The 23,519-nt window shown below is 71.7% G+C and carries 20 protein-coding genes; 6 read left to right on the forward strand and 14 right to left on the reverse strand.

Annotated features, from left to right (window positions below; translation table 11 throughout):
• Positions 1-176: 176 nt before the first annotated feature.
• From H505_RS0105585 to H505_RS39980, 4 genes are all read left to right on the forward strand, one after another.
• A complete protein-coding gene (locus H505_RS0105585) occupies positions 177-3,860 on the forward strand; it encodes a multifunctional oxoglutarate decarboxylase/oxoglutarate dehydrogenase thiamine pyrophosphate-binding subunit/dihydrolipoyllysine-residue succinyltransferase subunit (protein ID WP_026401193.1) in 3,684 nt (1,227 codons plus the stop codon).
• Between the two features lie 75 nt (positions 3,861-3,935).
• Entirely contained in the window at positions 3,936-4,115 is a 180-nt protein-coding gene (locus tag H505_RS0105590) for a DUF6104 family protein (RefSeq protein WP_026401194.1), read from the forward strand.
• 80 nt (positions 4,116-4,195) lie between these two features.
• Complete coding sequence (locus H505_RS0105595) at positions 4,196-5,023, forward strand: DUF4097 family beta strand repeat-containing protein (RefSeq protein WP_026401195.1); 828 nt, start codon at positions 4,196-4,198, stop codon at positions 5,021-5,023.
• Position 5,024: 1 nt separating this feature from the next.
• Positions 5,025-5,843, forward strand: a complete 819-nt coding sequence (locus H505_RS39980; RefSeq protein ID WP_084549894.1) for a PadR family transcriptional regulator — start codon at positions 5,025-5,027, stop codon at positions 5,841-5,843.
• Between the two features lie 24 nt (positions 5,844-5,867).
• Here H505_RS39980 and H505_RS0105605 read toward each other — a convergent pair whose 3' ends face one another.
• The 4 genes from H505_RS0105605 to H505_RS0105620 form a co-directional block, all read right to left on the reverse strand.
• A complete protein-coding gene (locus H505_RS0105605) occupies positions 5,868-6,836 on the reverse strand; it encodes a zinc-binding dehydrogenase (RefSeq protein ID WP_026401196.1) in 969 nt (322 codons plus the stop codon).
• A 91-nt stretch (positions 6,837-6,927) separates the two neighbouring features.
• Positions 6,928-7,680: an amino acid ABC transporter ATP-binding protein gene (locus tag H505_RS0105610; protein ID WP_034516901.1), complete on the reverse strand. Its 753-nt coding sequence runs from the start codon at positions 7,678-7,680 to the stop codon at positions 6,928-6,930.
• 70 nt (positions 7,681-7,750) lie between these two features.
• Positions 7,751-8,665 carry an amino acid ABC transporter permease gene (locus H505_RS0105615; protein ID WP_051300286.1) on the reverse strand — a complete coding sequence of 305 codons (915 nt, stop codon included), beginning with the start codon at positions 8,663-8,665 and terminating at the stop codon, positions 7,751-7,753.
• A 4-nt stretch (positions 8,666-8,669) separates the two neighbouring features.
• On the reverse strand, positions 8,670-9,581 hold the full coding sequence (locus H505_RS0105620) for an ABC transporter substrate-binding protein (protein ID WP_026401199.1): 912 nt from the start codon (positions 9,579-9,581) through the stop codon (positions 8,670-8,672).
• Positions 9,582-10,029: 448 nt separating this feature from the next.
• Here H505_RS0105620 and H505_RS0105625 point away from each other — a divergent pair, with 448 nt between their 5' ends.
• Positions 10,030-11,136 (forward strand): NAD(P)-dependent malic enzyme, encoded by a 1,107-nt coding sequence (locus H505_RS0105625; protein WP_084549896.1) that lies wholly within the window; start codon positions 10,030-10,032, stop codon positions 11,134-11,136.
• A 117-nt stretch (positions 11,137-11,253) separates the two neighbouring features.
• Here H505_RS0105625 and sodX read toward each other — a convergent pair whose 3' ends face one another.
• Positions 11,254-11,661: a nickel-type superoxide dismutase maturation protease gene (gene sodX / locus H505_RS0105630; protein WP_233617712.1), complete on the reverse strand. Its 408-nt coding sequence runs from the start codon at positions 11,659-11,661 to the stop codon at positions 11,254-11,256.
• Between the two features lie 166 nt (positions 11,662-11,827).
• On the opposite strand from sodX, the gene sodN reads away from it, so the two are divergent.
• Positions 11,828-12,256 carry a superoxide dismutase, Ni gene (gene sodN / locus H505_RS0105635; RefSeq protein ID WP_034516835.1) on the forward strand — a complete coding sequence of 143 codons (429 nt, stop codon included), beginning with the start codon at positions 11,828-11,830 and terminating at the stop codon, positions 12,254-12,256.
• Between the two features lie 135 nt (positions 12,257-12,391).
• Here sodN and H505_RS0105640 read toward each other — a convergent pair whose 3' ends face one another.
• The 9 genes from H505_RS0105640 to H505_RS0105680 all read right to left on the reverse strand — a co-directional run bounded on the left by H505_RS0105640 (position 12,392) and on the right by H505_RS0105680 (position 23,508).
• Positions 12,392-12,877, reverse strand: coding sequence for a GNAT family N-acetyltransferase (locus tag H505_RS0105640; RefSeq protein WP_026401203.1), 486 nt, complete (start codon positions 12,875-12,877; stop codon positions 12,392-12,394).
• Between the two features lie 25 nt (positions 12,878-12,902).
• Complete coding sequence (locus H505_RS0105645) at positions 12,903-14,135, reverse strand: enolase C-terminal domain-like protein (protein ID WP_026401204.1); 1,233 nt, start codon at positions 14,133-14,135, stop codon at positions 12,903-12,905.
• A 13-nt stretch (positions 14,136-14,148) separates the two neighbouring features.
• Entirely contained in the window at positions 14,149-17,256 is a 3,108-nt protein-coding gene (locus tag H505_RS0105650; RefSeq protein WP_026401205.1) for a glycoside hydrolase family 38 N-terminal domain-containing protein, read from the reverse strand.
• A 66-nt stretch (positions 17,257-17,322) separates the two neighbouring features.
• On the reverse strand, positions 17,323-18,156 hold the full coding sequence (locus tag H505_RS0105655) for a carbohydrate ABC transporter permease (protein ID WP_026401206.1): 834 nt from the start codon (positions 18,154-18,156) through the stop codon (positions 17,323-17,325).
• Complete coding sequence (locus H505_RS0105660; RefSeq protein ID WP_084549897.1) at positions 18,153-19,130, reverse strand: carbohydrate ABC transporter permease; 978 nt, start codon at positions 19,128-19,130, stop codon at positions 18,153-18,155. The genes H505_RS0105655 and H505_RS0105660 overlap by 4 nt, the downstream gene beginning before the upstream one ends.
• Positions 19,131-19,137: 7 nt before the next feature.
• Positions 19,138-20,409 (reverse strand): ABC transporter substrate-binding protein, encoded by a 1,272-nt coding sequence (locus H505_RS0105665; RefSeq protein WP_026401208.1) that lies wholly within the window; start codon positions 20,407-20,409, stop codon positions 19,138-19,140.
• A 160-nt stretch (positions 20,410-20,569) separates the two neighbouring features.
• On the reverse strand, positions 20,570-21,274 hold the full coding sequence (locus tag H505_RS0105670; protein ID WP_026401209.1) for a FadR/GntR family transcriptional regulator: 705 nt from the start codon (positions 21,272-21,274) through the stop codon (positions 20,570-20,572).
• 43 nt (positions 21,275-21,317) lie between these two features.
• Complete coding sequence (locus tag H505_RS39985; RefSeq protein WP_125617078.1) at positions 21,318-22,250, reverse strand: alpha/beta hydrolase; 933 nt, start codon at positions 22,248-22,250, stop codon at positions 21,318-21,320.
• Between the two features lie 79 nt (positions 22,251-22,329).
• Positions 22,330-23,508: a hypothetical protein gene (locus H505_RS0105680; protein ID WP_026401210.1), complete on the reverse strand. Its 1,179-nt coding sequence runs from the start codon at positions 23,506-23,508 to the stop codon at positions 22,330-22,332.
• Positions 23,509-23,519: the final 11 nt, after the last annotated feature.

Here is a 23,519-nt window from a genome sequence, read left to right on the forward strand (position 1 = left end):
AGGGCACCTTCCGGGCGACGCGGCGATCGCAGGCGGCGCCCGTTGGAGGAGGGCCCCCGGGGTCTGGAGCGGAGAGTGGCGCGATCCACGCAGCCGGGGACGGCGCAATAAACACGCGATAGCCTTGACACGTCTCAACACTTACCTGCGAGCTGCGGAAGAGGGCGATCTCCGCCGTGTCGACAGAGTCGTCGCAACCTAGTGCCGACCCGAAGATGACAGATTTCGGCGCCAACGAGTGGTTGGTCGACGAGCTGTACCAGAAGTACCTCGAAGACCCGAACTCGGTTGACGAAGCCTGGTGGAACTTCTTCGCGGACTACCAGCCGGACAGCCGGCCTGCCGCGAGCACCCCGGGCCCGTCGACGGGCGCCGCGGCCCCCAAGGGCGCGAACGGCACGGCGGCTCCGCCGACACCGAAGCAGCAGCCGCCCGCCAAGCCGGCGCCGAAGGCCGAGAAGAAGCAGCCGGCGCCGCCGCCGGTGCCGGCGGGCGCGGAGGAGGTCAAGCTCCGCGGCGTCGCGGCCCGGACGGCCACCAACATGGAGTCCAGCCTGGCGGTGCCGACCGCGACCAGCGTGCGCGCCGTCCCGGCGAAGCTGCTGATCGACAACCGCATCGTCATCAACAACCACCTGAAGCGCGGGCGCGGCGGGAAGGTCTCCTTCACGCACCTGATCGGGTACGCGATCGTCAAGGCGCTCGTGGCGATGCCCGAGATGAACGCGTCGTTCACCGAGGTGGACGGCAAGCCGGTGCTGGTCCGGCCCGAGCACGTGAACTTCGGGCTGGCGATCGACCTGCAGAAGCCGGACGGGTCGCGGCAGCTCGTGGTGCCGAGCATCAAGGCCGCCGAGACGCTGGACTTCCGCCAGTTCTGGGCCGGCTACGAGGAGATCGTCCGCAAGGCCCGCGGCAACAAGCTCACCCTGGACGACTTCCAGGGGACGACGATCAGCCTGACGAATCCGGGCACCATCGGCACCGTGCACTCGGTGCCGCGGCTGATGCCCGGCCAGGGGACGATCATCGGCGTGGGCGCGATGGAGTACCCGGCGGAGTTCGCGGGCGCGTCCGGCGAGACGCTGTCGCGCATGGGGATCAGCAAGGTCATGACGCTGACCTCCACCTACGACCACCGGATCATCCAGGGCGCGCAGTCCGGCGACTTCCTGCGCCGGATCCACGAGCTGCTGCTCGGCGAGGACGGCTTCTACGACGAAATCTTCGAGGCCCTGCGCATCCCGTACGAGCCGGTGCGCTGGGTCAAGGACATCTCGGCGACGCACGAGGACGACGTCGCCAAGGTCGCGCGCGTCCACGAGCTGATCCACGCCTACCGGGTCCGCGGCCACCTGATGGCCGACACGGACCCGCTGGAGTACAAGCAGCGCCGCCACCCGGACCTCGACATCCTCAAGCACGGGCTCACGCTGTGGGACCTGGAGCGCGAGTTCGCGACGGGCGGGTTCGGCGGCAAGCCGACGATGCAGCTGCGCGACATCCTCGGCGTGCTGCGGATGGCCTACTGCCGGACCGTCGGCATCGAGTACATGCACATCCAGGACCCCGAGGAGCGGGCCTGGATCCAGGAGCGCGTCGAGGTCCCGCACGACAAGCCGTCGCGCGAGGAGCAGCTGCACGTGCTGCGGCGCCTCAACAACGCCGAGGCGTTCGAGACGTTCCTGCAGACGAAGTTCGTCGGGCAGAAGCGGTTCTCGCTGGAGGGCGGCGAGTCCGTCATCCCGCTGCTGGACTCGGTGATCTCCGCGGCGGCGAAGGCCAGCCTGGACGAGGTCGTCATCGGCATGGCGCACCGCGGCCGGCTGAACGTGCTGGCGAACATCGTCGGCAAGTCCTACGGGCAGATCTTCGGCGAGTTCGAGGGCAACCTCGACCCGCGCAGCGCGCAGGGCTCCGGGGACGTGAAGTACCACCTGGGGGCGTCCGGCGACTTCGTCGCCGACGACGGCTCCAAGATCCACACCGAGCTGGTCGCGAACCCGTCCCACCTGGAGACGGTCGACCCGGTGCTGGAGGGCGTCGTCCGCGCCAAGCAGGACCTGCTGGACGTCGGCGAGGCGGGCTTCAGCGTGCTGCCGATCCTCGTGCACGGGGACGCGGCGTTCGCGGGGCAGGGCGTCGTCGCCGAGACGCTGAACCTGTCGCAGCTGCGCGGCTACCGGACGGGCGGCACCGTCCACGTGATCATCAACAACCAGGTCGGGTTCACCACGGCGCCCGAGTACTCGCGGTCCAGCGTGTACTCGACGGACGTGGCGCGGATGATCCAGGCGCCGATCTTCCACGTCAACGGGGACGACCCGGAGGCGTGCGCGCGGGTGGCGCGGCTGGCGTTCGAGTACCGGCAGACGTTCAAGAAGGACGTCGTCATCGACATGGTCTGCTACCGGCGGCGGGGCCACAACGAGGGCGAGAACCCCTCGTTCACGCAGCCGCTGATGTACGACCTGATCGACGCGAAGCGGTCGGTGCGCAAGCTGTACACCGAGGCGCTGATCGGCCGCGGCGACATCACGGTCGAGGAGGCCGAGCAGGCGCTCCGCGACTACCAGGAGCAGCTCGAGCGGGCGTTCACCGAGACCCGCGAGGCGGTCAAGAAGCCGCTGGAGCCGGGCTCGGTGGTCAAGCCGGACGTCGAGGAGAGCATCCCGATCGACCACAAGTCGGCGGGGACCGCGATCCCGGTGGAGACGGTCAAGCGGATCATCGAGACGCAGGTCACGCTGCCCGAGGGCTTCACCGTGCATCCGCGGCTCCAGCCGATCCTGCAGCGCCGCGTGCAGTCGATCGACGACGACGCGATCGACTGGGCGACCGGCGAGCTGCTGGCGATGGGCTCGCTGCTGATCGACGGCCGCCCGGTGCGGCTCGTCGGGCAGGACACCCGGCGCGGCACGTTCGGCCAGCGGCACGCGGTGCTGGTGGACCGCAAGACGGGCGAGGAGTACACCCCGCTCAAGCGGTTCGACCAGGGCGTGTCGAAGTTCTACGTGCACGACTCGCTGCTCAGCGAGTACGCGGCGATGGGCTTCGAGTACGGCTACTCGATGACCCGCCCGGACGCGCTCGTGGCGTGGGAGGCCCAGTTCGGCGACTTCGCGAACGGCGCCCAGAACATCGTCGACGAGTACATCTCGTCCGGTGAGCAGAAGTGGGGCCAGCACTCCAGCGTCGTGCTGCTGCTGCCGCACGGCTACGAGGGCCAGGGGCCGGACCACTCGTCCGCGCGCATCGAGCGCTACCTGCAGCTGTGCGCGCAGGACAACATGACGGTGGTCTACCCGACGACCCCGGCGAACTACTTCCACCTGCTGCGCTGGCAGGTGCTGTCGGGCCGCGGCAAGCCGCTGGTCGTGTTCACGCCGAAGTACCTGCTGCGGCTCAAGGCGGCGATGTCGAAGGTCGCGGACATCACCGACGGCGCGTTCCAGCCGGTCATCCCGGAGAGCGACCCGGCGATCGAGGCGAAGAACGTCCGGCGGGTGCTGCTGACCACCGGCAAGATCTACTACGAGACGGTGAAGGCGCGGGAGGCCGCCGGCGCCACCGACACCGCGATCGTGCGGGTCGAGCGGCTGTACCCGCCGCCGGTGGACGAGATCAAGGCGGAGCTCGCGAAGTACCCCGCGGACGTCGAGGTCGTGTGGGTGCAGGACGAGCCGGCGAACATGGGCGCCTGGCCGTTCATGGCGCTGAAGCTGCCGCACCACATCGAGGGGCTGAAGATGTCGCGGGTGTCGCGCCCGGCGTCGTCGTCCCCCGCGGTGGGGTCGGCGAAGCTGCACCAGGCGGAGCAGGACGCGCTGATGGCGCGGCTGTTCGGCGAGCAGAAGTAGCGGAACGCGGCACCCGAGGGCTCCGGCGCGCGCGCCGGGGCCCTCGGCGTCCCTGGACATAGAGGATCTACCGGCATGTACTTCACCGACCGCGGCATCGAGGAGCTGACGGACCGGCGCGGCGAGGAGGAGGTGTCGCTCGCCTGGCTCGCCGAGCGCCTGCGCGAGTTCGTCGACCTCAACCCGGAGTTCGAGACCCCCGTCGAGCGGCTGGCCACGTGGCTCGCCCGCCTCGACGACGAGGACGACGACTGACAACGCGATATGTCTTGACTTTCCGGCGACGCGACATATCGTGTTGATCGGAACGGGTCCTCGGCGGAAGGGCAGGCGACATGTCGCGTTGGACGATCGACGAACCGACCACCCTCGACTTCGACGGCGTGGTGGCCCTGCGGGCGACGCTGATCGCGGGCAGCGTCTCGGTACTGGCCTCCGACGAGCGGCCGTCGATCATGATCGGTGACGTGGAGGGGCCGCCGCTGGCGGTGTCGCACGAGGCCGGGATGCTGACGGTCAGCCACGAGAAGCTGTGGGAGGGCGTCCTCACCTGGCTGCGCACGCAGAAGGCGCGGGCGACGATCACCGTGACCGTCCCGCACGACTGCCCGGTGAGCCTGAACCTGGTGTCGGCGGACGCGGTCGTCACGGGGATGACGGTCCGGACGTCCATCAAGAGCGCGTCGGGCGACGTGACGCTCGACGGGGTGGCGGGCGCGATCGACGCGAACACCGTGTCCGGGGCGATCGAGGCGCAGGGACTGGACGGCACGGTCTCGTTCACGTCCGTGTCCGGGGACCTCTCGCTGGCCGGCGCGTCGATCGAGCGGCTCGCCGCGCGGACGGTCAGCGGGCGCATCGCCGCCGACCTCGACCTGCCCGGCGAGTGCCGGATCGAGGTCAACAGCGTGTCCGGGGAGGTCGCGCTGCGGATCCCCGAGTCGGCGGGCGCGCACGTGTCGCTGAACTCGGCCGCCGGGCGCATCGAGACGTCGTTCCCCGAGCTGGACCACCAGGACCGGACGGTCTCGCGCAGCGTCAACGGCAAGATCGGCGACGGTTCCGGGCGGGTCGCGGTCAACACCGTGTCCGGCGCCGTCACGCTCCTCGGGCGCGCCGAGGACGACGCGCCGGGGATCGACGCCCCCGGAATGGAGAAGTGAGTTGAGCCCCGTTTTCGGCCACGGCCGCCTCCGGCTCTACCTGCTGAAGCTGCTGCAGGAGAGCCCGCGCCACGGCTACGAGATGATCCGGCTGCTGCAGGACCGCTTCCTCGGCGTCTACTCCCCCTCCCCCGGCACGATCTACCCGCGGCTGGCCCGGCTGGAGTCGGAGGGCCTGGTCACCCACGAGGTGATCAAGGGCAAGAAGGTGTACTCGCTGACCGACAAGGGGCGCGAGGAGCTGGAGCGCCGGATGGACGAGCTCGCCGACCTGGAGGAGGAGATCTCCGCGTCGGCGCAGGAGTTCGCCCGGGGCGTCCAGCAGGACGTGCGGCAGACCGTCCGGACGCTGCGCGAGGAGCTGAGCCAGGCCGCCAAGACGATGCGCGACCAGGGCCGCACGGCGTCGAAGGACGCGTGGCGCGAGACGTCCGAGCGGCAGAAGGACGTGTGGCGGGAGACCACCGAGCGGCAGAAGGACGAGTGGCGGCGGCAGAAGGACCACTGGCGCGACCAGACGCAGGCGTGGAAGGAGGAGTGGCGGCAGACGTGGGAGGACGCCTGGAAGACGGCGACCGGGTCCGCGGAGGACGTCGCCCGCCTCAAGCTCGAGCGGCACCTGCGGCGGTTCGTGGAGGACGTCCGCCGGGCCGCCGGGGACGCGCGGCTCGACGACGACGCCCTCGCCGCCGCCCGCACCCTGCTGGACGAGACGCGCGAGCGGCTGCGGCGGGACGTCTTCGGCGGCGCCCCGGACGCCCCGGGCGGCGCGGACGCCCCGCACAACGCGGAAGGCCGGAACGGCGACGGGAGGCCGTGACGCGCACGGCCCCCCGCACGTCCGTCAGGGCGTGAAGACGATCTTGCCGAAGAGGTCGCCCTCGGCCATCGCCGCGAACCCCGCGCGGGCGTCCCGCAGCGGCAGCACCCGGTCGACCGTCGGGCGCACGCCCGTCTTGACCAGGAACCGCGCGAGCCGTTCGAGCTGCCCGCGCGTCCCCATGGTGGAGCCGATGACCTGGAGCTGCAGGAAGAACACCCGGTTCAGCTCGGCCGGGGGCACCTGGCCGCTCGTCGCGCCGGACACCACGACGCGCCCGCCGGGCCGCAGCGACTTCAGCGAGTGCGCCCAGGTCGCCTGCCCGACCGTCTCGATCACCGCGTCGACCCGCTCGGGCAGCCGCGCGCCGGTCTCCACCGCCGCGTCCGCGCCGAGCTCCAGCGCCCGGCGGCGCTTGTCCTCGCTGCGGCTGGTCGCGTAGACGCGGAACCCGGCGGCGGACGCCAGCGCGATCGCCGCCGAGGCGACGCCGCCGCCCGCGCCCTGCACGAGGACGCTCCCGCCGGGTTCGAGCCCGGCCTTGCCGAACAGCATCCGGTACGCGGTGAGCCACGCCGTCGGGAGGCAGGCGGCCTCCTCGAACGACAGCTCGGCGGGCTTGGGGACGAGGTTGCGGCGCGGCACCGCGACCTTCTCGGCGAGGGTGCCGGGGTGGACCTCGGAGAGCAGCGAGCGCTTCGGGTCGAGGGTCTCGTCGCCGCCGCCCCGGTCCGGGTCGCCGATCACCGAGTGGACGATCACCTCGTTGCCGTCCTCGTCGATCCCGGCCGCGTCGCAGCCGAGGATCATCGGGAGCCGGTCGGCGGGCAGCCCGACGCCCTTCAGCGACCAGAGGTCGTGGTGGTTGAGGGCGGCGGCCCGCACCGTGACGGTCGTCCAGCCGTCCGGCGCCTCGGGGTCGGGGCGCTCCCCCGTCGTCAGGCCGGACAGCGGGTCGTCTGCGTCGATCTTCGTGGCGGTGACAGCGAACATGAACGCACACTAACGGCCCGCCCGGAACGCCGGACGGCCCGCCCCCGTGCGGGGCGGGCCGTCCGGAGAGCGCCGCCGGAGCGGCACCGGTTCACAGCACCTTGGACAGGAAGTCCCGGGTGCGCGAGTGCTGCGGGTTCGCCAGCACCTCGCGGGGCGCGCCCTTCTCGACCACGACGCCGTCGTCCATGAACACCAGGGAGTCGCCGACCTCGCGGGCGAACCCCATCTCGTGCGTGACGACGATCATCGTCATGCCGTCCAGGGCGAGCTGCTTCATGACCTCGAGGACCTCGCCGACGAGCTCGGGGTCGAGCGCCGAGGTGGGCTCGTCGAACAGCATCAGCGCGGGCTCCATGGCCAGCGCCCGCGCGATCGCCACCCGCTGCTGCTGCCCGCCGGACAGCTGCGCCGGGTAGCTGTTCGCCTTGTCGCCCAGCCCGACCCGGTTCAGCAGGGCGGTGGCCCGCTCGCGGACCTCCGCCTTGGGGTGCCGCTTGACCCGGACGGGCGCCTCCATGACGTTCTCGAGCGCCGTCATGTGCGGGAACAGGTTGAACCGCTGGAAGACCATGCCGATCTCGCGGCGCTGCGCGGCGACCTCCTTGTCGCGCAGCTCGTAGAGCTTCCCGCCCTTCTCCCGGTACCCGACCAGGTGCCCGTTCACGTACAGGCGCCCCGCGTTGATCTTCTCGAGGTGGTTGATGCAGCGCAGGAAGGTGGACTTGCCGGACCCGGACGGGCCGATGACGCACATCACCTCGCCCGGCTTGACCTCCAGGTCGATCCCCTTGAGGACCTCCGTGCGGCCGAACGACTTGTGCACCTGCTCGGCGCGCACCATCGGGCCGCCGGACGCGGGGCCTTTCGCCAGTGCGTCGCTCACGGATTCCTCACCTCGCTCGTCCCGCCGGTCACGACTGCCCGCTTCCGCGGCCGCGCAGGCGCAGCCCGGCCGACGCGGACTCGCCCTTGCTGGTGCCCTTGCTGTAGTGCCGCTCCAGGTAGTGCTGGCCGATCATCATGATCGAGGAGATCAGCAGGTACCACAGGCACGCCATCACCAGCATCGGGATGATCTTGTACGTGGTGGCGTAGATCGTCTGCGCGGTGAACGTCAGCTCTGCGTACGGGACGGCCGCGACGAGCGACGTGTTCTTCAGCATCGAGATCGACTCGTTGCCCGTCGGCGGGACGATCACCCGCATCGCCTGCGGCAGCACGATCCGCCGCATCGTCTGCGCCCGCGACATGCCGAGGGCGCTCGCGGCCTCCTGCTGCCCCTCGTCCACCGACAGGATGCCGGCCCGGACGATCTCGGCCATGTAGCCGGCCTCGTTGAGGATCAGCCCGAGGGCCGCCGCGCTCGCGGCGTTGATCAGCGCCTGCGTCTCCCAGGTCTGGAACTCGGGCCCGAACGGGATGCCGATCCCCACCGTGGGGAACAGCGTCCCGATCGCGCCCCAGATCAGCAGCTGGGTGTAGAGCGGGGTGCCGCGGAAGAACCACAGGTAGATCCAGGCCGCGCCGCTGAGCAGCGGGTTCGCCGACAGCCGCATCAGGGCGAGCACGATGCCGATCGCCGTCCCGCCGACCATCGCGGCGAGCGTCAGCCAGACCGTGTTGCGGACGCCCTCCAGCACCGGCTCGGAGAACAGGTACTCCCACTGCTCCGACCACTCCAGGGCCTTGCTGGTCAGCAGGAAGTGGATGAACATCGCGACCAGCACCAGCACCGCGGCCGCGCCCACCCAGCGGCCGGGGTGCCGGACGGGGACGGCCTTGATGGGGTCGGGCCGTCCCTTCCCGACGTCGTCGCCGATCGTCATGCGATCAGCTCTGCGCCGCGTTGATCGCCGGTTCGGTGATCGCGCCGCTCTCGACCCCGTACTCCTCGAGGATCTTCGTGTAGGTGCCGTCGGCCATCAGCGCCTTCAGCGCGCCCTGCACGGCCTCCTTGAACTGGCCGCTCTGCTTGTTGAGCGCGTAGCCGTAGGGGGCCGTGTCGTACGCCTCGCCGATGATCTCCAGCTTGTCGCCGGTCTGCTTGACGGCGTAGCCGACGATCGGCGAGTCGGCGGCCATCGCGTCGACCTTGCCCGCCACCAGGTCGTTGTTGACCTCGGTCTGCTGCTTGCGGACGACGCTCTTGATGGCCGGCTTGCCCGCGTCGGTGCACTCCTTGCTGCGGGCCTCGAGGTCCTCGACCTGCACCGTGCCCTGCTGGACGCCGACGCTCTTGCCGCACGCGTTGTCCGGGTCGACCTGCTTGGGGTTGCCCTTGAGCGCGGCCCAGCCGGTGCCCGCCGAGTAGTACGTGACGAAGTCGACGGCCTGCTCGCGCTCCTTGGTGTCGGTGAAGGAGGAGACGCCGATCTCGTACTTGCCGGACTGCACGCCCGGGATGATCGTGTCGAAGCCCGCGTTCTGGAACTCGGTCTTCAGGCCGAGCTTGGCCGCGACGGCCTGGAACAGCTCGACGTCCCAGCCGACGATGTCCTGCGAGGCCGGGTCCACCGACTCGTTGGGCGGGTACGAGGCGTCCGACCCGATCATGATCTTGCCGTCGCTCTTGATGTTCTCGGGGACCAGGCCGGCGAGCCGGGAGTCGACGGCCACCTCGGACGCGGCCTCCGAACCGCCGCCGCCGTCGTCCTCGGAGCCGCACGCGGAGAGGGCGAGGGCCCCCGTCAGGACGAGCGCACCTGCCGCGACGGCGCGGCGGCGCAGAGAACCGGTGATCACGGGTTCCCCCTCCAGTCGATGTCTGCGGATCCGCGAGGATCCGGAGGTCAGGAGCACATTTTGGCGCATAACGGGCATGGTCCCGGTTAAGGGTGCGACACAATCGGACAACGAGGCAGCGCCGATCACGTCTCGACCGCGCCCGCGATCGCCACGAAGCGTCACCACCCGGCGACCTTTCACTTCCCCTACGTGACGGCCGCCACCGTCCCACCCCCCGGACCGACAGCGGACCGTGTGGCACAATCGGACAACGGGTGACCCCCGTACGTCGCGAGATGTCCACCATGGTGACGGCCACCACACCACACCACCGCGGCGGCATCACTCGAAAGCAGATCATCTTTCACAGACAGGGGTCGCTGTGGCTGCTCAGCCCATTCCCACCGAACCGCGCACACTGGACGACGATCCGGCATTTCCGCTGCACCGGGGCGGAAAGCTCGAAATGCGCTCGACCATCCCGGTGCGCAACAAGGAAGACCTCTCCCTCGCCTACACGCCGGGCGTCGCGCGCGTCTGCACCGCCATCGCCGACCGTCCCGAACTCGCCCACGAGTACACGTGGACGTCCAAGGTCGTCGCCGTCGTCACCGACGGCACCGCCGTCCTCGGCCTCGGCGACATCGGCCCGGCCGCCTCCATGCCCGTCATGGAGGGCAAGTCGATCCTGTTCAAGGAGTTCGCCGACGTCGACTCGGTGCCGATCGCGCTGAGCTGCACGGGCGTCGACGAGATCGTCGACACGGTGATCCGGATGGCGCCGAGCTTCGGCGGCATCAACCTCGAGGACATCAGCGCCCCCCGCTGCTTCGAGATCGAGGAGCGGCTCCGCGACGCCCTCGACATCCCCGTCTTCCACGACGACCAGCACGGCACCGCGATCGTCGCGCTCGCCGCGCTCACCAACGCCGCGCGCCACGTCGGCAAGCCCCTCTCGGAGCTGCGCGCCGTCGTGGCCGGCGCCGGCGCCTCCGGCATCGCCGTCTCGCAGATCCTCATCGAGGCGGGCATCGGCGACATCGCGCTGTCCGACAGCAAGGGCCTCATCTACGCGGGCCGCGACGGGCTCAACCCGATCAAGGAGCGGATCGCCGCGATCACCAACCGGACCGGGCTCAAGGGCTCGACCGAGGAGGCGCTCAAGGGCGCCGACGTGTTCATCGGCCTGTCCGGCAGCACGGTGCGCGAGTCCTGCGTCGCCACGATGTCCGACAACGCCATCGTGTTCGCGCTGTCGAACCCCACCCCCGAGGTCCACCCCGACGTCGCGCGCCGGCACGCCAAGGTCGTCGCCACCGGCCGCAGCGACTTCCCGAACCAGATCAACAACGTGCTGGCGTTCCCGGGCATCTTCCGCGGCGCGCTGGACGTCCGCGCCCACTCGATCACCGAGGGCATGAAGCTGGCCGCCGCGAACGCGCTGGCCGACATCGTCGGCGACGACCTCACCGCCGACTACATCATCCCCGGCCCGTTCGACGACCGGGTCGCGCCCGCGGTCACCGCCGCCGTCGCCGCCCAGGCCCGCAAGGAAGGCGTCAACCGCGTCTGAGCCCACCCCCGGCGGCCCGTGTTCCCCCGGAACACGGGCCGCCGCTTTCCGCGCGAAGCGGTGTAATCTCCGCCACGAAGAAGCGACATCGGGCCCTGCCGGCGGACCGGCCGCCCGTCACCCGTCGGCCCGCGGTCCGCGACCGCCCCGCGCCACCGTCCCCCACCGCGACGGGGGCCAGTAGCGCGCCACGACCCGGCCGAGCACGAGCCCGTCCGGGACGGCGCCGAAGTCCCAGCTGTCCCGCCGCCCGGGCGCCCGCTGGTTGTCGCTCTCCAGCCACCAGCCGTCCGGGTCCCGCCGCACGGCCCGCTTGACGATCAGCAGCTCCGTCCGCTCGGGATGCCGCGCCACCACGACGTCCCCCGCCGCCGGGGAGCCGTCCCGGACGACGAGCCAGTCCCCCGGCCGCAGCTCCGGCAGCATCGACTCCCCCTCGACCAGCGCCGTCCGCAGCCGCCCGCGCGCCCAGCCGGCCGCCAGCACCGCCCCGCCGCCCGCGAGCAGCGCCCCCCAGATCCGCATGGTCCTCCTCACCGGCGGCCGCCGGCGCGCATATCCGGACGGCGGGCGGTCACATTCCCCTGCGGGAGGGGTTCCGGGCCGCCCGCCGGCCCGGGTCTTAGGCCGAAATACCGAGTCCCTGGCCGCACGCGGCCGGGGCCACAAGGGTAATGTCGGTGCCCTGAGCATGATCCGCAACGAGGGAAGGGAATCGCAGGTGTTCAAGCTTCTGCGCCCGAAGACGACGGTCTCCGCGCACTGCGACCTGCCGTGTGGTGTCTACGACCCGGCGCAGGCCCGGATCGAGGCCGAGTCGGTCAAGGCGATCTGCGAGAAGTACGCCGCCAACGAGGACCCGGAGTTCCGCACTCGGGCGATCCTGATCAAGGAGCAGCGCTCCAACCTGGTCAAGGAGCACCTCTGGGTGCTGTGGACGGACTACTTCAAGCCGCCGCACTTCGAGAAGTACCCGCAGCTCCACGAGCTGTTCAACAAGGCCACGAAGCTGGCCGGCGCCGCCGGCACCAAGGGCAGCATGGACGTCAAGACGGCCGAGGAGCTGCTGTCCCACATCGCGGAGATCGACAAGATCTTCTGGGAGACCAAGCAGGGCTGACGGCCCGTGCTTCAAGGCCCGGCCCCGAGGGCCGGGCCTTGGTCGTCCCCGGTCCGCGGCGGCGGGCCCGGGCGGGCGCGGAGAGCCCCGCCCGGGCCCGCCGCCGTCGCGGGGCGGGCGCCCGCCGGGCGCCGGTCAGCGGGCCGAGGGGGCGGGGGCCGCCAGGGAGCGCAGTGCGTCGCCGGTGAGGCGGTAGACCGTCCACTCGTCCTGCGGACGGGCGCCGAGGGCCTCGTAGAACCGGATGGATGGCTCGTTCCAGTTCAGGACGGACCACTCGACGCGCTCGTAGCCGTTCTCGTCGGCGACCCGGGCGAGTTCGGTGAGCAGGAGCCTGCCGTAGCCGCGGCCCCGGACGTCCGGGTCGACGTACAGGTCCTCCAGGTAGATCCCGTGCGTGCCGTTCCACGTGGAGAAGTTGAGGAACCACAGCGCGAACCCGACGACGCGGCCGCCGTCCTCGACGACGTGCGCGAACACCTTGGGCTCGTCGCCGAAGAGCCGGTCGCGCAGCTGCTCCTCGGTGGCCTTCACCTCGTGCAGGGCGCGCTCGTACTCGGCGAGGTCGCGGACGAGCCGCAGGATGTCGGGAACGTCGTCGGGCGTCGCATGTCGGATCACGGCGGCCAGGCTACCCCGGTGCAGGTCATACGAGGGGCGCCAGGGGCCGGGACGGGTCCGCCCAGCGGTCGTTCGGGACGATCGGGTACCAGCCGGGGCGTCCGGGGTCGCGGTCGTAGGGGTAGCCGCCGAGTTCGCGGTAGAGCTCGGCGTACTCGGCGAGCTTGTCGCGGTCGAGTTCGACGCCCAGCCCCGGGCCGGACGGGACGCGGATGCGGCCGCCCTCGTAGCGGAACGGGCCGCCCTTGATCACGTCGTCGGCGAGGTGGTGGTAGTGGGCGTCGGCGGCGTAGGTGAGGTTGGGCAGGACGGCGCCGAGGTGCAGCATCGTGGCGAGCTGGACGCCGAGTTCGCCGGACGAGTGGACGGCGACGCCGAGCTGGAACGTCTCGCAGACGGCGGCGGCCTTCACGCAGGCGCGGATGCCGCCCCAGAACGTGGTGTCGAGGAGGACGACGTCGGCGGCGCGGCGCAGCACGTTGGCGGCGAGCTGCTCGAAGTTGACCACGACGGTGTTGGTGGCGAGGGGGATGTTGACGCGCTCGCGGACGAGGCGGAGCCCTTCGAGGCCGAGGACGGGGTCTTCGAGGTAGTCGTTGGGGAGGTCCTCGATGGCCCGGCCGAACCGGAGCCCCTCGTCGAGGCTGAGGACGGAGTTGGGGTCGTAGCGGAGGCGGTCGCCGGGGAGGGCCTCGGCGAGCGACCGGTAACAGTCGAGCTCGTGGTCGGGCGGGAAGACGCCGCCCTTGAGCTTGTGGACCGTGAAGCCGTGCCGGTCCTTCAGCGCGCGCGCGTGCTCGACGAGCTGCTCGGACGTGCGCACCTCGGGCACGTCCCCCTGCGGGTAGCGGAAGAAGAGGTACGACGCGAACTGGACGGCGTCGCGGATGCGGCCGCCGAGGAGGTCGTGCACCGGGACGCCGAGATGCTTGCCGACGAGGTCCAGGCAGGCGAACTCGATGGCGGCGAGGAGCTGGGTGCGGTTGTTGTAGAGCCCGGCGGTCGGGTTGGCGATCTTGAAGCGGAGCGCTTCGAGTTCGAACGGGTCGTGCCCGACCAGGTGCGGGACGAGCGCCCGGAAGGCGAGTTCGGCGCTCTCCCCGCCGCCGCCCATCTCGCCGAGCCCGACCAGGCCGTTGTCGGCCTCCACCTCGACGATGGTGCGGACGAACCGGCCCCAGTGGGCGCCGTTGCTGTGCAGCAGGGGCGCCTCCAGCGGCACGGTGACGGTGGTGGCCCTGATGTCCGTGATCTTCATGTCTCCCCGATCCTCAACGCCGAACGGTGACGGTGGCGACGCCGCACGCGGGCAGCCGGACCGTCGTCGTGCCGTCCCGGACGGGCAGGTCCGCCGGGTCCCGCTCCAGTCCCGCCGACAGGCTCGCCCGGGTGTAGCCGGGCACGTGCAGCCCGGTCTCCACCGGCCCGGACGCGAGCGACTGCAGGCGGATCGCCAGGCCGTCGCCGTCGCGGGCGCGGCCGACGGACGTCACGAGCACGTCGGGGTCGTCGACGCGCAGGAACGCGCCCGCCTCGGCGGGCTCCGCCCCGGTCGCGAGGGTGGCGACGAACGGGTCGGTGAGCCCGGCGGCGGTGCGGGCGCCGAGGCGGCGGCCGGACCCGGCGGGCGCCGACGCGAACGCGTACCGGAACGTCGTCTCGCCCTGCTGCTGGGACGGGAAGTTCGTGTCCCAGATGTTGTTGAGGGCCCACGAGTAGACGGTGCCGTCCTCGGGGTCGAGGGTCGGCGGGAACGGCGCGTACGGCATGTGGATGGAGCCGAACTGGACGAGCGGCGCCTCCAGCGTCGCCCACGCGACGGTCAGGTCGGGGTCCTCGAACGCCACCCAGTGCCGGACGGGCCGCATGTGCTCGGCCGACCCCGGCACGCTCGGGACGTGCGTCCCGCCGACGCCGCCGGTCAGCTCCCACGCGGCGGGCGGGCCGCCGACGGCGAACGGGAACGCGAAGAACACCGCCTCCTTCGCCGCGGTCGGCTGCTTGCCGAGCTGGAACCGGACGTCGACGCGCGGGACGTCCGTCCACAGGTCGATGGTCGTGCGGAGCCAGTCGACGCCCTTGCCGCGGGCCTCGACGACGAGGCGCTCCCCGGCGGGGGTGCGCTCGCGGCGGACGACGGTCGCGTGGGTGGCGATCGCGCGGTCGCCGAGCATCGTCTTGTCGTGCACGAGCATGTGCCCGGACATGTGGTTGAAGTGCGGCGCGGTCGCGTACCGGTCGTAGACGTACTGGCCGAAGCCCGCGGCGGCGCCGGCGTTCACGAGCTCGCGGCCGGCGGCCTTGTCGAACACCGAGGCGATGTGGCCCTCCCGGACGTCGAACGCGACGCGGTAGTGCGCGTTCTCGATCGTCGCGTCGGCGGTGCCGAGGTCGGCGGGCGCCGGCGCCGGCTCGGCCGCGCGGACGACGTCGAGCCGGACGTGCCCGTGCCCCGGCAGGTCGCGGACGATCGCGTCGAGGTGCCGGCCGATCGGGCGGGTCGGCCACTCGTCCGGATCGACCTCCTCCTCGCGGTGCGGGACGGGCTCGCCGGTGCGGGCGTCGACGAGGGCGATCGGGACGTCCGCGGGGACGACGTCGCGGGGCAGGAACGCGCGGGCGACGTCGGTGCGCGCGGCGGTGCCGGGGTTGACGACGACGAACGAGGCGAGCGCGTCCGGGGCGGGACCGAACGTCGCGCCGATGCGGCGGGCGCCGGACTGCAGGAGGTCGAGGGCGTCGTCGTGCGCCTGGTAGCCGACCTGCGACTTGCGGGTCCACTGCAGGCCGCCGGAGTCGCCGCCCTCCTCGGCGTCCTCCCACGGGTTCGCGGCGCCCCACGTGTGCTCGTCGAACAGCGCGGCGCCGTCGTAGGCGGCGTCGATCGCCGCGGGGGCGCCGGTGCGGTCGCCGCTGCGCTCGTCCGCGAACGCGTGCAGGGTCTCGGCGGCCCGCAGGGCGCTCTGGGCGCGGCGCACGTATCCGAGGGGGCGGGCGCCGGAGCCGAGGCCGTCGGCCCACCAGTCGGTCCAGTCGCCCTCGTGCACCTGGAGCCGGTCGGCGTGGTGCTCCTCGACGTACGCGAAGAAGTCGGCGTTCGCGGCGGACCGCAGCCGCGGGTACGCCCAGGTCTCGTTCCAGCGGTGCGCGATGTCCGCGGGGACGAGGGACGGGCCGGCGTTGTCGGCGTGCGCGCCCTGGACCCGCAGGTGGACGGCGTCCAGGACGTCGGGGTCCTTGGCGGCGCCGACCTGGCCGGGCGCGGCGTACCAGCCGAACGTGCCCGGCCCGTACGGGTAGGGGCGGTCGGCGAGGGCGGACAGGTAGCGGGGCAGCAGGTCCTCGGCGAGGTCGTAGCCGTCGACGAGCCCGACCGTGTTGCCCTCCATGTACGCCATGCCGTGCGGGGTGTCGGTGAACCACACGAGCAGTTCGCCGCCGCCCGGGGAGCGCCAGCGGAACGGGCGCCCGAGCTTGTCGCCGCCGGTCACGTAAGGGACGGAGCGGCCGGCCCAGTTGTGCGCGGCGGCCAGGTACCGGACGCCCGCGGCGTTGAGCGCGTCGACGGTGCCGACGACGGCGCCCGGGACGTCGGTGTGCATCGCCGACCGGACCTCGATGCCGTGGTCGCGGCGCAGGTCCTCGACGAAGCGGAGCTGGCGGTACAGCTCCTCGGTGGAGCACGCCTCCAGGTGGAGCTGCATCGGGAACGCGGTGATCTCGATGTTCCCGGCCCGCACCCGCTCGACGAACTCGGCGACCTGGTCGTCCGGGCGGGTGGCGAGCCAGCGCAGGGCGGGCAGCGACGACTCGACCGACCAGCGGAACCGGGCGTCGTCGGGGCGCCCGTCGGTCTCCCGGGCGAGGCGCAGCGCCGCGTCCAGGTAGTCGAGGTGGTGCCGCAGGACGGTGCCCTGCGTGTCGGTGTAGCCGATGTCGAGGTGCGAGTGGTGGACGACGAAGACGTTCCACTTGCGCTGCGGGGTGATGTCGAGGGGCGCGGCGCCGACGAGGCCGCCGCCGCCGCGCACCTCCAGGGTGACGCGGCGGGGGGCGTCCACCTCGGGGACGAGCAGGGTGACCGAGGGCCCGTCGGCGGGGGCGGACGCGAGGACCTCGCCGCCGTCGACGAGCGCGACCTCGAGCCCGCCGCCGGCGGGGCCGTCCGCACCGGCCGCCTCCAGCGTCAGCCGGACGGCCTGCCGGAGCGGGCCCGCCGGACCGTCGGCGGGGTCGCGCCGGAACAGCGGCAGGACGGCGGCGCGGACCGACAGCCCGCGGACGGCGAGGACTTCGGCGGACGTGTCGCGGCGCAGCGCGTCGCGGATCCCGTCGTAGTCGGGCGAGCCGAGGCTCGCCTGGAGCAGGCGACTCGTCATCGTTCAGCGTTTCCTTCGGAGGGAGCCGGGGTGCGGATCGGTACGTGCGGATCAGAACTGGGCGGATCAGAACTGGGCGAGCGTGAGCCCGCGGGTGAACAGCCGTTGCGTGGCGAGGAACAGCACGACGGTCGGGAGGGAGACGACGAGGCCGGCGGCGAGCGCGATCGGCACGGGCGTCCCGGCGTACACGTCGGTGGTGAGCGCGGACAGCTCCGCCCACACGGGGCGGACGGTCTCCGACTGCGACAGCGTCAGGCCGAACAGCAGGTCGTTCCAGACGTAGGTGAACTCCAGGATGAACACGGCGGCGAGGGCGGCCGACGACAGCGGCAGGTAGATGCGCCAGAAGATGCGGAAGGTGGACGCGCCGTCCAGCCGCGCCGCCTCGAAGATGGAGACGGCGACGCCGCCGAAGAAGTTGCGCATGACCAGCGCCGCGAGCGGCACGCTGATCGCGGTGTAGACGATGACGAGGCCGAGCTGGCTGTCGTACATCGACACCCTGCTGTACCCGACGAACAGCGGGATGAGCAGCATCTGGAACGGCACGACGGTCCCGGCGAAGATCACCACGAACCACAGGAAGCCGTGCCTGAGCCGCAGCACGACGATCGCGTACCCGGCGAGCGCGCCGAGCAGCACCGCGATCGCGGGCGACACGATGCTGTACATGAGGGTGCTGAGCAGGGTGGCGCCGACGTCGGTGCGCTCCCACGCCGCGGCGATGTTGTCGAACAGCCCGATCGAGGCGGGCGGCGACACGGCGTCGGAGGCGTCGTAGTCCTCGGCCGGGCGGACGGCGTTCGCCACCACGAGGTAGGTGGGGAACAGCCACGCCAGCCCGAGCACGACCAGGATCACGCGCCGGACCGTTCCGGTGAGCGGGCGGGCCTTCATCGGTTCTCCTTGCCGACCTGGTGGCGCAGGTAGATGTACGAGGCGAGGCCGGTGACGGTGGTGAGCAGCACCGCGATCGCCGACCCGTAGCCGTACGACCCGGCGACGAACACCTCGCGGTACATCGTCACGGCGAGCGTCTCGGACGAGCGGCCGGGCCCGCCCTGCGTCATCACCCAGACGATGTCGAAGGTCTTCAGGCTCGCGACGAGCGCGAGGCCGAACACGACGGTGGTGATCGGGCGCATCAGCGGCCAGATGACGTGCCGGAACATGCTCCAGCCGGACGCGCCGTCGATGCGGGCGGCCTCGATCGGCGCCTTCGGGATCGACTGCAGGCCGACGACGAACAGCAGCATGTTGACGCCGAGCTGCTGCCACGTCCACACCACGATCATCGCGACCGTGTTGCGGGGGCCGTCCTGGAGGAACGCGGTGTCGCCGCCGGGCATCCCGAGGAACGTGAGGATCTGGTTGGCCATGCCGTCCGGCTGGAGGATGAAGCCCCAGATGACGCCGAGGCCCGCGCCGGACATCGCGTACGGGAGCAGGAACGGCAGCCGGAACCACGCGCCGCCCTTGATGTCGTACGACAGCACGGCGACGAGCAGCCCGAGCCCGACGGGCAGCACGACCGTCCCGGCGACCCACAGCAGCGTGTTGCGGATCGAGACGAGCAGGGCGTCGTCCTCGAGCAGCCGCCGGTAGTTGTCGATGCCGGTGAACTCGGGCGAGGCGAGCCCGTCGTAGGCGGTGAAGCTCAGGTAGACCGTCCACAGGAACGGCAGGTAGAGCAGCACCGCGACGAACAGGACGGCGGGCGACACGTACAGGTGCCGGAACCGGCCGTACAGGGCGAATCCCCGCCCGGCCCGGCCCCCGGCCCCGCCGGGCCGCCGGCGGGCGCCGGACGGCCCGGTGCCGCGCGCGCCCGCCTTGGCGGGGCGGTCGGCGGTGGCGTTGCGGATGGTCATCGGGTGCTCAGCTTCCGGCCTTCTGCTGCTTCCAGTACCGGTCGTTGGCCTTCTGGATCGTCTGCAGCACTTCCATGTACGAGCCGGGCTCGTTGAGGAACTTGTCGAGCGCGCTGAGCGCCTCGGTCAGGACGGGCGACGGCGTGGCCTCGAAGTACCGCAGGACGAGCCGGTTCTCGTCGCTCGTGGCCTTCTTCGCGACCTCGCCCAGGTCCGGGTCGGCGATCTTCACCTTGGGGTTGGCGGACACGTCGCCGCGCGCGTTCGCCCACTTCTCCTGCGCCTCGGCGCTCGTCCACCAGGTGAGGTACTTCTCGCTGGACTCCGGCGACGGCGCCTTCTTCAGCGAGCACAGCGGCCCGCTCTCGAAGATCAGCGACCGTTTCGGCAGGTCCGCGTTCACGTTGGGGATGAGGAAGAAGCCGTAGTCCTTCCCGAGTTCGAGGCCGCGCTGCGTCATGCTGGTGTTGAACCAGGTGCCGTTCATGACCATGGCGGCGTCGCCGGACTTGAAGTGGTCGGCGGGGTCGGCCTTGTCGCCCGGCTCGGTGAGGTAGCCCTTGTCGATGAGCCCCTTCCACTGCTCCATGACCTTGACGACGCCCGGGTCGGTGTAGGACGCCTCCCCCTTCGACAGCCGGTCGTACAGCTCGGGGTCGGTGCCGGCGAGGAGCTGCTCGAACCAGACGAACGAGAACAGCGACGTCGGCGTCGTCTGGTGGAACGGGACCTGCCCGGCGGCCTTGAGCTTCGCGGCGACGTCCATCAGCTCGTCCCAGGTCTCGGGCGGCTCCAGGTCGTGCTTCTCGAAGACCTTCTTGCTGTAGAACATCCCCCAGTACGCGGTGTTCAGCGGCACGCAGTACTGCTTGCCGTCGATCGTGTAGTACTGGCGGAGCTGCTCGGTGAGGTCGCCGGACTTGATGCCCTGCGCCCAGATGTCGCCGGTCTCGGCGACCTGGTCCTGCTCGACGATCTCGCGGAGCCGCTCCCCGGTCGTCCAGGTGAACAGGTCGGGCTTGACGTTGGTGCGGAACGACGACTTGATGAACGCGGTGTACGCGGGCTCGTCGGTGTAGCCGACCGGCTCCATGTCGATGCCGATCCGCTGCTCGCCGAACTCCGCCATCTGCTCGAAGTACGGCTTCCAGGCGCCCTTGTCGTTGTACAGCTTGAGGTGGTTCGGATCGCCGGATCCGCCGCCGGAGCCGCAGCCGGCGGCGAGCAGCAGCGCGCCCGTGGCGAGCGCGGTCACCCGCAGTCGCTTCGTTGACGGCATGGTGAGCCTCCTTCATCGGGGGGCGCCCGATCGGGGTGGGGATCGGGAGGTTCGGGGACGGTCGGAGGAGTCGGTGAGCGGGCCGTGCGGCCGTGCTCGGCCGGACGGCTGTTCCTTCGGGTTTCTGAGGGTGCGAGGGGGCGGGACGGGACGGGACGGCTCAGGCGAGCCGCTGCTCGATCACGTGCTTGACGTCGGCGAGGTGGGCGCGCATGAGGTCCTCGGCCTCGCCGTCCGCGCCCCGCTCGATCGCGCCGAGGATCGCCCGGTGCTCCTCGTAGTCGCGGGTGCGGTCGTCGAAGATGCGCTGTATCTCGCGCTGCTCCGAGGAGTGCACCTTCAGCAGCGAGTCGATGACCTCGCACAGGACCGAGTTGCCGGCGGCGCCGGCGGTGGCCCGGTGGAACGCCATGTTCGCCTCGTGGAGCCGCGCCTCGGCCTCCTGCACGTCGCCGGTCAGGTTCCGGCCCGCCTCGTCCAGGACGGTGCGGAGCCGGTCGAGGTCGTCCGGGGCGCAGCGCCGCGCGGCCTGCGCGGCCAGCGGCGGCTCGATCAGCAGCCGGGCGTCCAGCAGGTGCAGCACCCGCTCGCCGTCCAGCGTGCGGACGTTCGGGTTGGCGATGACGACGCGTTCGAGGTCGGCGCCCACGTAGATGCCGGAGCCGTGCCGGAGCTGGATCGCCCCGGTCGCCTCCAGCCGGCGCAGCGCCTCGCGCAGCGTCGGCGTGGTCACCGCGAACCGCTGCGACAGCTCCCGCGCCGACGGCAGCCGGTCGCCCGGGCGCAGGCCGTCCGCCCTGATCAGCTCCAGCATCCGCTCGGTCAGAGCGTCCGCCAGGCTCGGCCGGGCCACATCCTGTGCCATCGCCACCTCGCTCCCAGAAGGTCAAGTCATCTAATCACTTAGTCTACGGCGCTGTCCATAGGTTCCGCCGCAGGACGTCGCGCTGCTCGGCGAACGCCCGCCGGGCGGCGTCCGCCGACGGGACGCCGTCGAACCCGTGGCACACCCCCGGCACGTGCCGCAGCTCGGTCGGGACCCCCGCCTCGATCAGCCGCCGCGCGTACTCCAGCGCCTCGTCGCGCAGCGGGTCGAACTCGGCGGCCAGGACGTACGCGGGCGGCAGCCCGGCGAGGTCCGCGGCCCGCGCGGGCGCCGCGTACGGGGTGGCGGGCCGCCCGCCCAGGTAGTGCCGCCACATGTGCTCCGCGTCCGTCCGGTTGAACAGCGGGGGGTCGGTGAACGCGCGCATCGACGGGGTGTCCATGCGGTCGTCCAGCACCGGGTACAGCAGCATCTGGAACGCCAGCGGCGGGCCGCCCTCGTCGCGGGCGCGCAGCGCCACCGCCGCCGCGAGCGCGCCGCCGGCGCTGCCGCCGCCCACCGCGACCCGCGCCGGGTCGCCGCCGAAGTCGGACGCGTGCGCCTGCGCCCACGCCGTCGCCGCGCGGCAGTCGTCGAGGCCCGCCGGGAACGGGTGCTCGGGCGCCAGCCGGTAGTCGACCGACACCACCGCGATCCCGTCCTCCCCCGCGAACGCGAGGCAGCGGCCGTGCTCGTTCTCCAGGCCGCCGGTGACGAACCCGCCGCCGTGGAAGTACACGAGGACGGGCGCCGGGCGCGCCGCCCGCAGCGGCCGGTAGATCCGGACGGGCACGGGCGGCGCGCCCGGGACCGTCCGGTCGGTGACCTCGACCCGGAAGTCGCCCGCGGGCTCCTCGAGCGCCGCCACGAGGGCGCGCATCGCGGCGCGCGCCGGCCCGGGACGCGCGAGCCCGACGTGGGGCGCGTCCCGCAGCGCCTCGGCGAGCTGGGGGTCGAGCCCCGGCGGCATGGACATGGCGACCTCCGGATGGTCGTGGAAGGGGCGCTCCCCCCGGCGGGAGGGACCGGGGGGAGCGCGGGGAGGAGGGTCGGGGTCAGCCGCTCACCGGCACGTTCACGTACCGGGGGCGGTAGATGCTGGCGTACTGGTAGTTGTCGTTGACGCCGTCGTCCTCGGCGGTGTCGAGGGTGTTGACGTTGTACGAGATCACCAGGTTGCCGCTGGACGACAGCGACGCGTGCTGGTGCGCGTTGTAGGTGTAGACGTCGGGCCAGGAGCCCGTCTCCGGCGTCGTGTAGACGGTCCGCTCGTCGGTGAAGGGGCCGTCGGCGGAGCACGCCAGCGAGATGTCGATCTCCGCGCCGAAGGCGTACTCGGTGTCCTGGTTGACCATGATGTAGTGGGCGCCGCGCCGGGTGACGCTGAACTCGTTGGACACGCCGCTCATCTGGCGGACCGAGTCGGCCTCCCGGGTCGACCAGCCGCCGGCCGTCCGGTAGCTCCACTGGCCGCGCAGGTCGTCGCCGCTCACCTTCGCGATGTGCAGGTACTTGGTGTTCTGCTGAGTGTCGGGGTCGGTGTAGTCCTCGGTGCCGTAGATGTAGGTGTTCCCGCCGTCCTTCAGCAGCGCCGACCCCCACTGGACGCCGATCGCCGACGGCATCGCCTGGACGCTCGTCGGGTCGGACAGGTCCGCCGTGGAGAAGCGCGCGAGGACGTTGCGCTTCCACGTCAGGTCCCAGGACGTCCCGTTGCCGGGGTCCGGGTCGTAGTACTCGCGGTAGAGCTGCTGGACCTCCGACCCGCGCTGGGTGAGGTCGCCCGCCCAGTACCAGTGGGCGGCCTGCGGCGGCGGCATGGGCGCCTCGGGGTTCGCCGAGGTCCCGCCGGTGACGGTCGACAGCGCCCCGTTCGCGCCCTGCACGACGAACGAGTTGTTGATGAACGGCGTCGTCCCGCCCTCCTCGATCACGGGCGAGCGGGACCCGTCCGCGTTGACCTTGCCGAGGAACGTGTCGGAGTAGGCGAAGACGATGCGGCCGTCGGACAGCTTCAGCGAGTACGTCGTGTCGCCGCCCGTCCAGTCGTCCAGCCGGGCGTTGCTGTTGCCGTAGTCGGTGAACTTCGCGTTCATCGCGAGGTTCTGCGTCGCGGTCCCGAACGTCGGCGCGGGACTCCCCGCGCAGACCGGGCCGGCCTGCGCGGCCGCCGGGGCCGCGGGCACGGCCACCAGCCCGGCCGCGAGGGCCAGCGCGAGAGCGGACTTGGACATGCGTTACCTCC

The organism is Actinomadura rifamycini DSM 43936 (assembly GCF_000425065.1).
In the GTDB taxonomy this organism is placed as follows: domain Bacteria; phylum Actinomycetota; class Actinomycetes; order Streptosporangiales; family Streptosporangiaceae; genus Spirillospora; species Spirillospora rifamycini.

Excerpts from the sequence above, each read along its gene's own strand:
- H505_RS0105590 (WP_026401194.1), top strand. The coding sequence starts at position 3,936 with ATGTACTTCACCGACCGCGGCATCGAGGAGCTGACGGACCGGCGCGGC.
- H505_RS0105595 (WP_026401195.1), top strand. The coding sequence starts at position 4,196 with ATGTCGCGTTGGACGATCGACGAACCGACCACCCTCGACTTCGACGGC.
- H505_RS0105605 (WP_026401196.1), bottom strand. The coding sequence starts at position 6,836 with ATGTTCGCTGTCACCGCCACGAAGATCGACGCAGACGACCCGCTGTCC.
- H505_RS0105610 (WP_034516901.1), bottom strand. The coding sequence starts at position 7,680 with ATGGTGCGCGCCGAGCAGGTGCACAAGTCGTTCGGCCGCACGGAGGTC.
- H505_RS0105615 (WP_051300286.1), bottom strand. The coding sequence starts at position 8,665 with ATGACGATCGGCGACGACGTCGGGAAGGGACGGCCCGACCCCATCAAG.
- H505_RS0105625 (WP_084549896.1), top strand. The coding sequence starts at position 10,030 with ATGCGCTCGACCATCCCGGTGCGCAACAAGGAAGACCTCTCCCTCGCC.
- sodX (WP_233617712.1), bottom strand. The coding sequence starts at position 11,661 with ATGCGGATCTGGGGGGCGCTGCTCGCGGGCGGCGGGGCGGTGCTGGCG.
- sodN (WP_034516835.1), top strand. The coding sequence starts at position 11,828 with ATGATCCGCAACGAGGGAAGGGAATCGCAGGTGTTCAAGCTTCTGCGC.
- H505_RS0105645 (WP_026401204.1), bottom strand. The coding sequence starts at position 14,135 with ATGAAGATCACGGACATCAGGGCCACCACCGTCACCGTGCCGCTGGAG.
- H505_RS0105650 (WP_026401205.1), bottom strand. The coding sequence starts at position 17,256 with ATGACGAGTCGCCTGCTCCAGGCGAGCCTCGGCTCGCCCGACTACGAC.
- H505_RS0105655 (WP_026401206.1), bottom strand. The coding sequence starts at position 18,156 with ATGAAGGCCCGCCCGCTCACCGGAACGGTCCGGCGCGTGATCCTGGTC.
- H505_RS0105660 (WP_084549897.1), bottom strand. The coding sequence starts at position 19,130 with ATGACCATCCGCAACGCCACCGCCGACCGCCCCGCCAAGGCGGGCGCG.
- H505_RS0105665 (WP_026401208.1), bottom strand. The coding sequence starts at position 20,409 with ATGCCGTCAACGAAGCGACTGCGGGTGACCGCGCTCGCCACGGGCGCG.
- H505_RS0105670 (WP_026401209.1), bottom strand. The coding sequence starts at position 21,274 with ATGGCACAGGATGTGGCCCGGCCGAGCCTGGCGGACGCTCTGACCGAG.
- H505_RS39985 (WP_125617078.1), bottom strand. The coding sequence starts at position 22,250 with ATGTCCATGCCGCCGGGGCTCGACCCCCAGCTCGCCGAGGCGCTGCGG.
- H505_RS0105680 (WP_026401210.1), bottom strand. The coding sequence starts at position 23,508 with ATGTCCAAGTCCGCTCTCGCGCTGGCCCTCGCGGCCGGGCTGGTGGCC.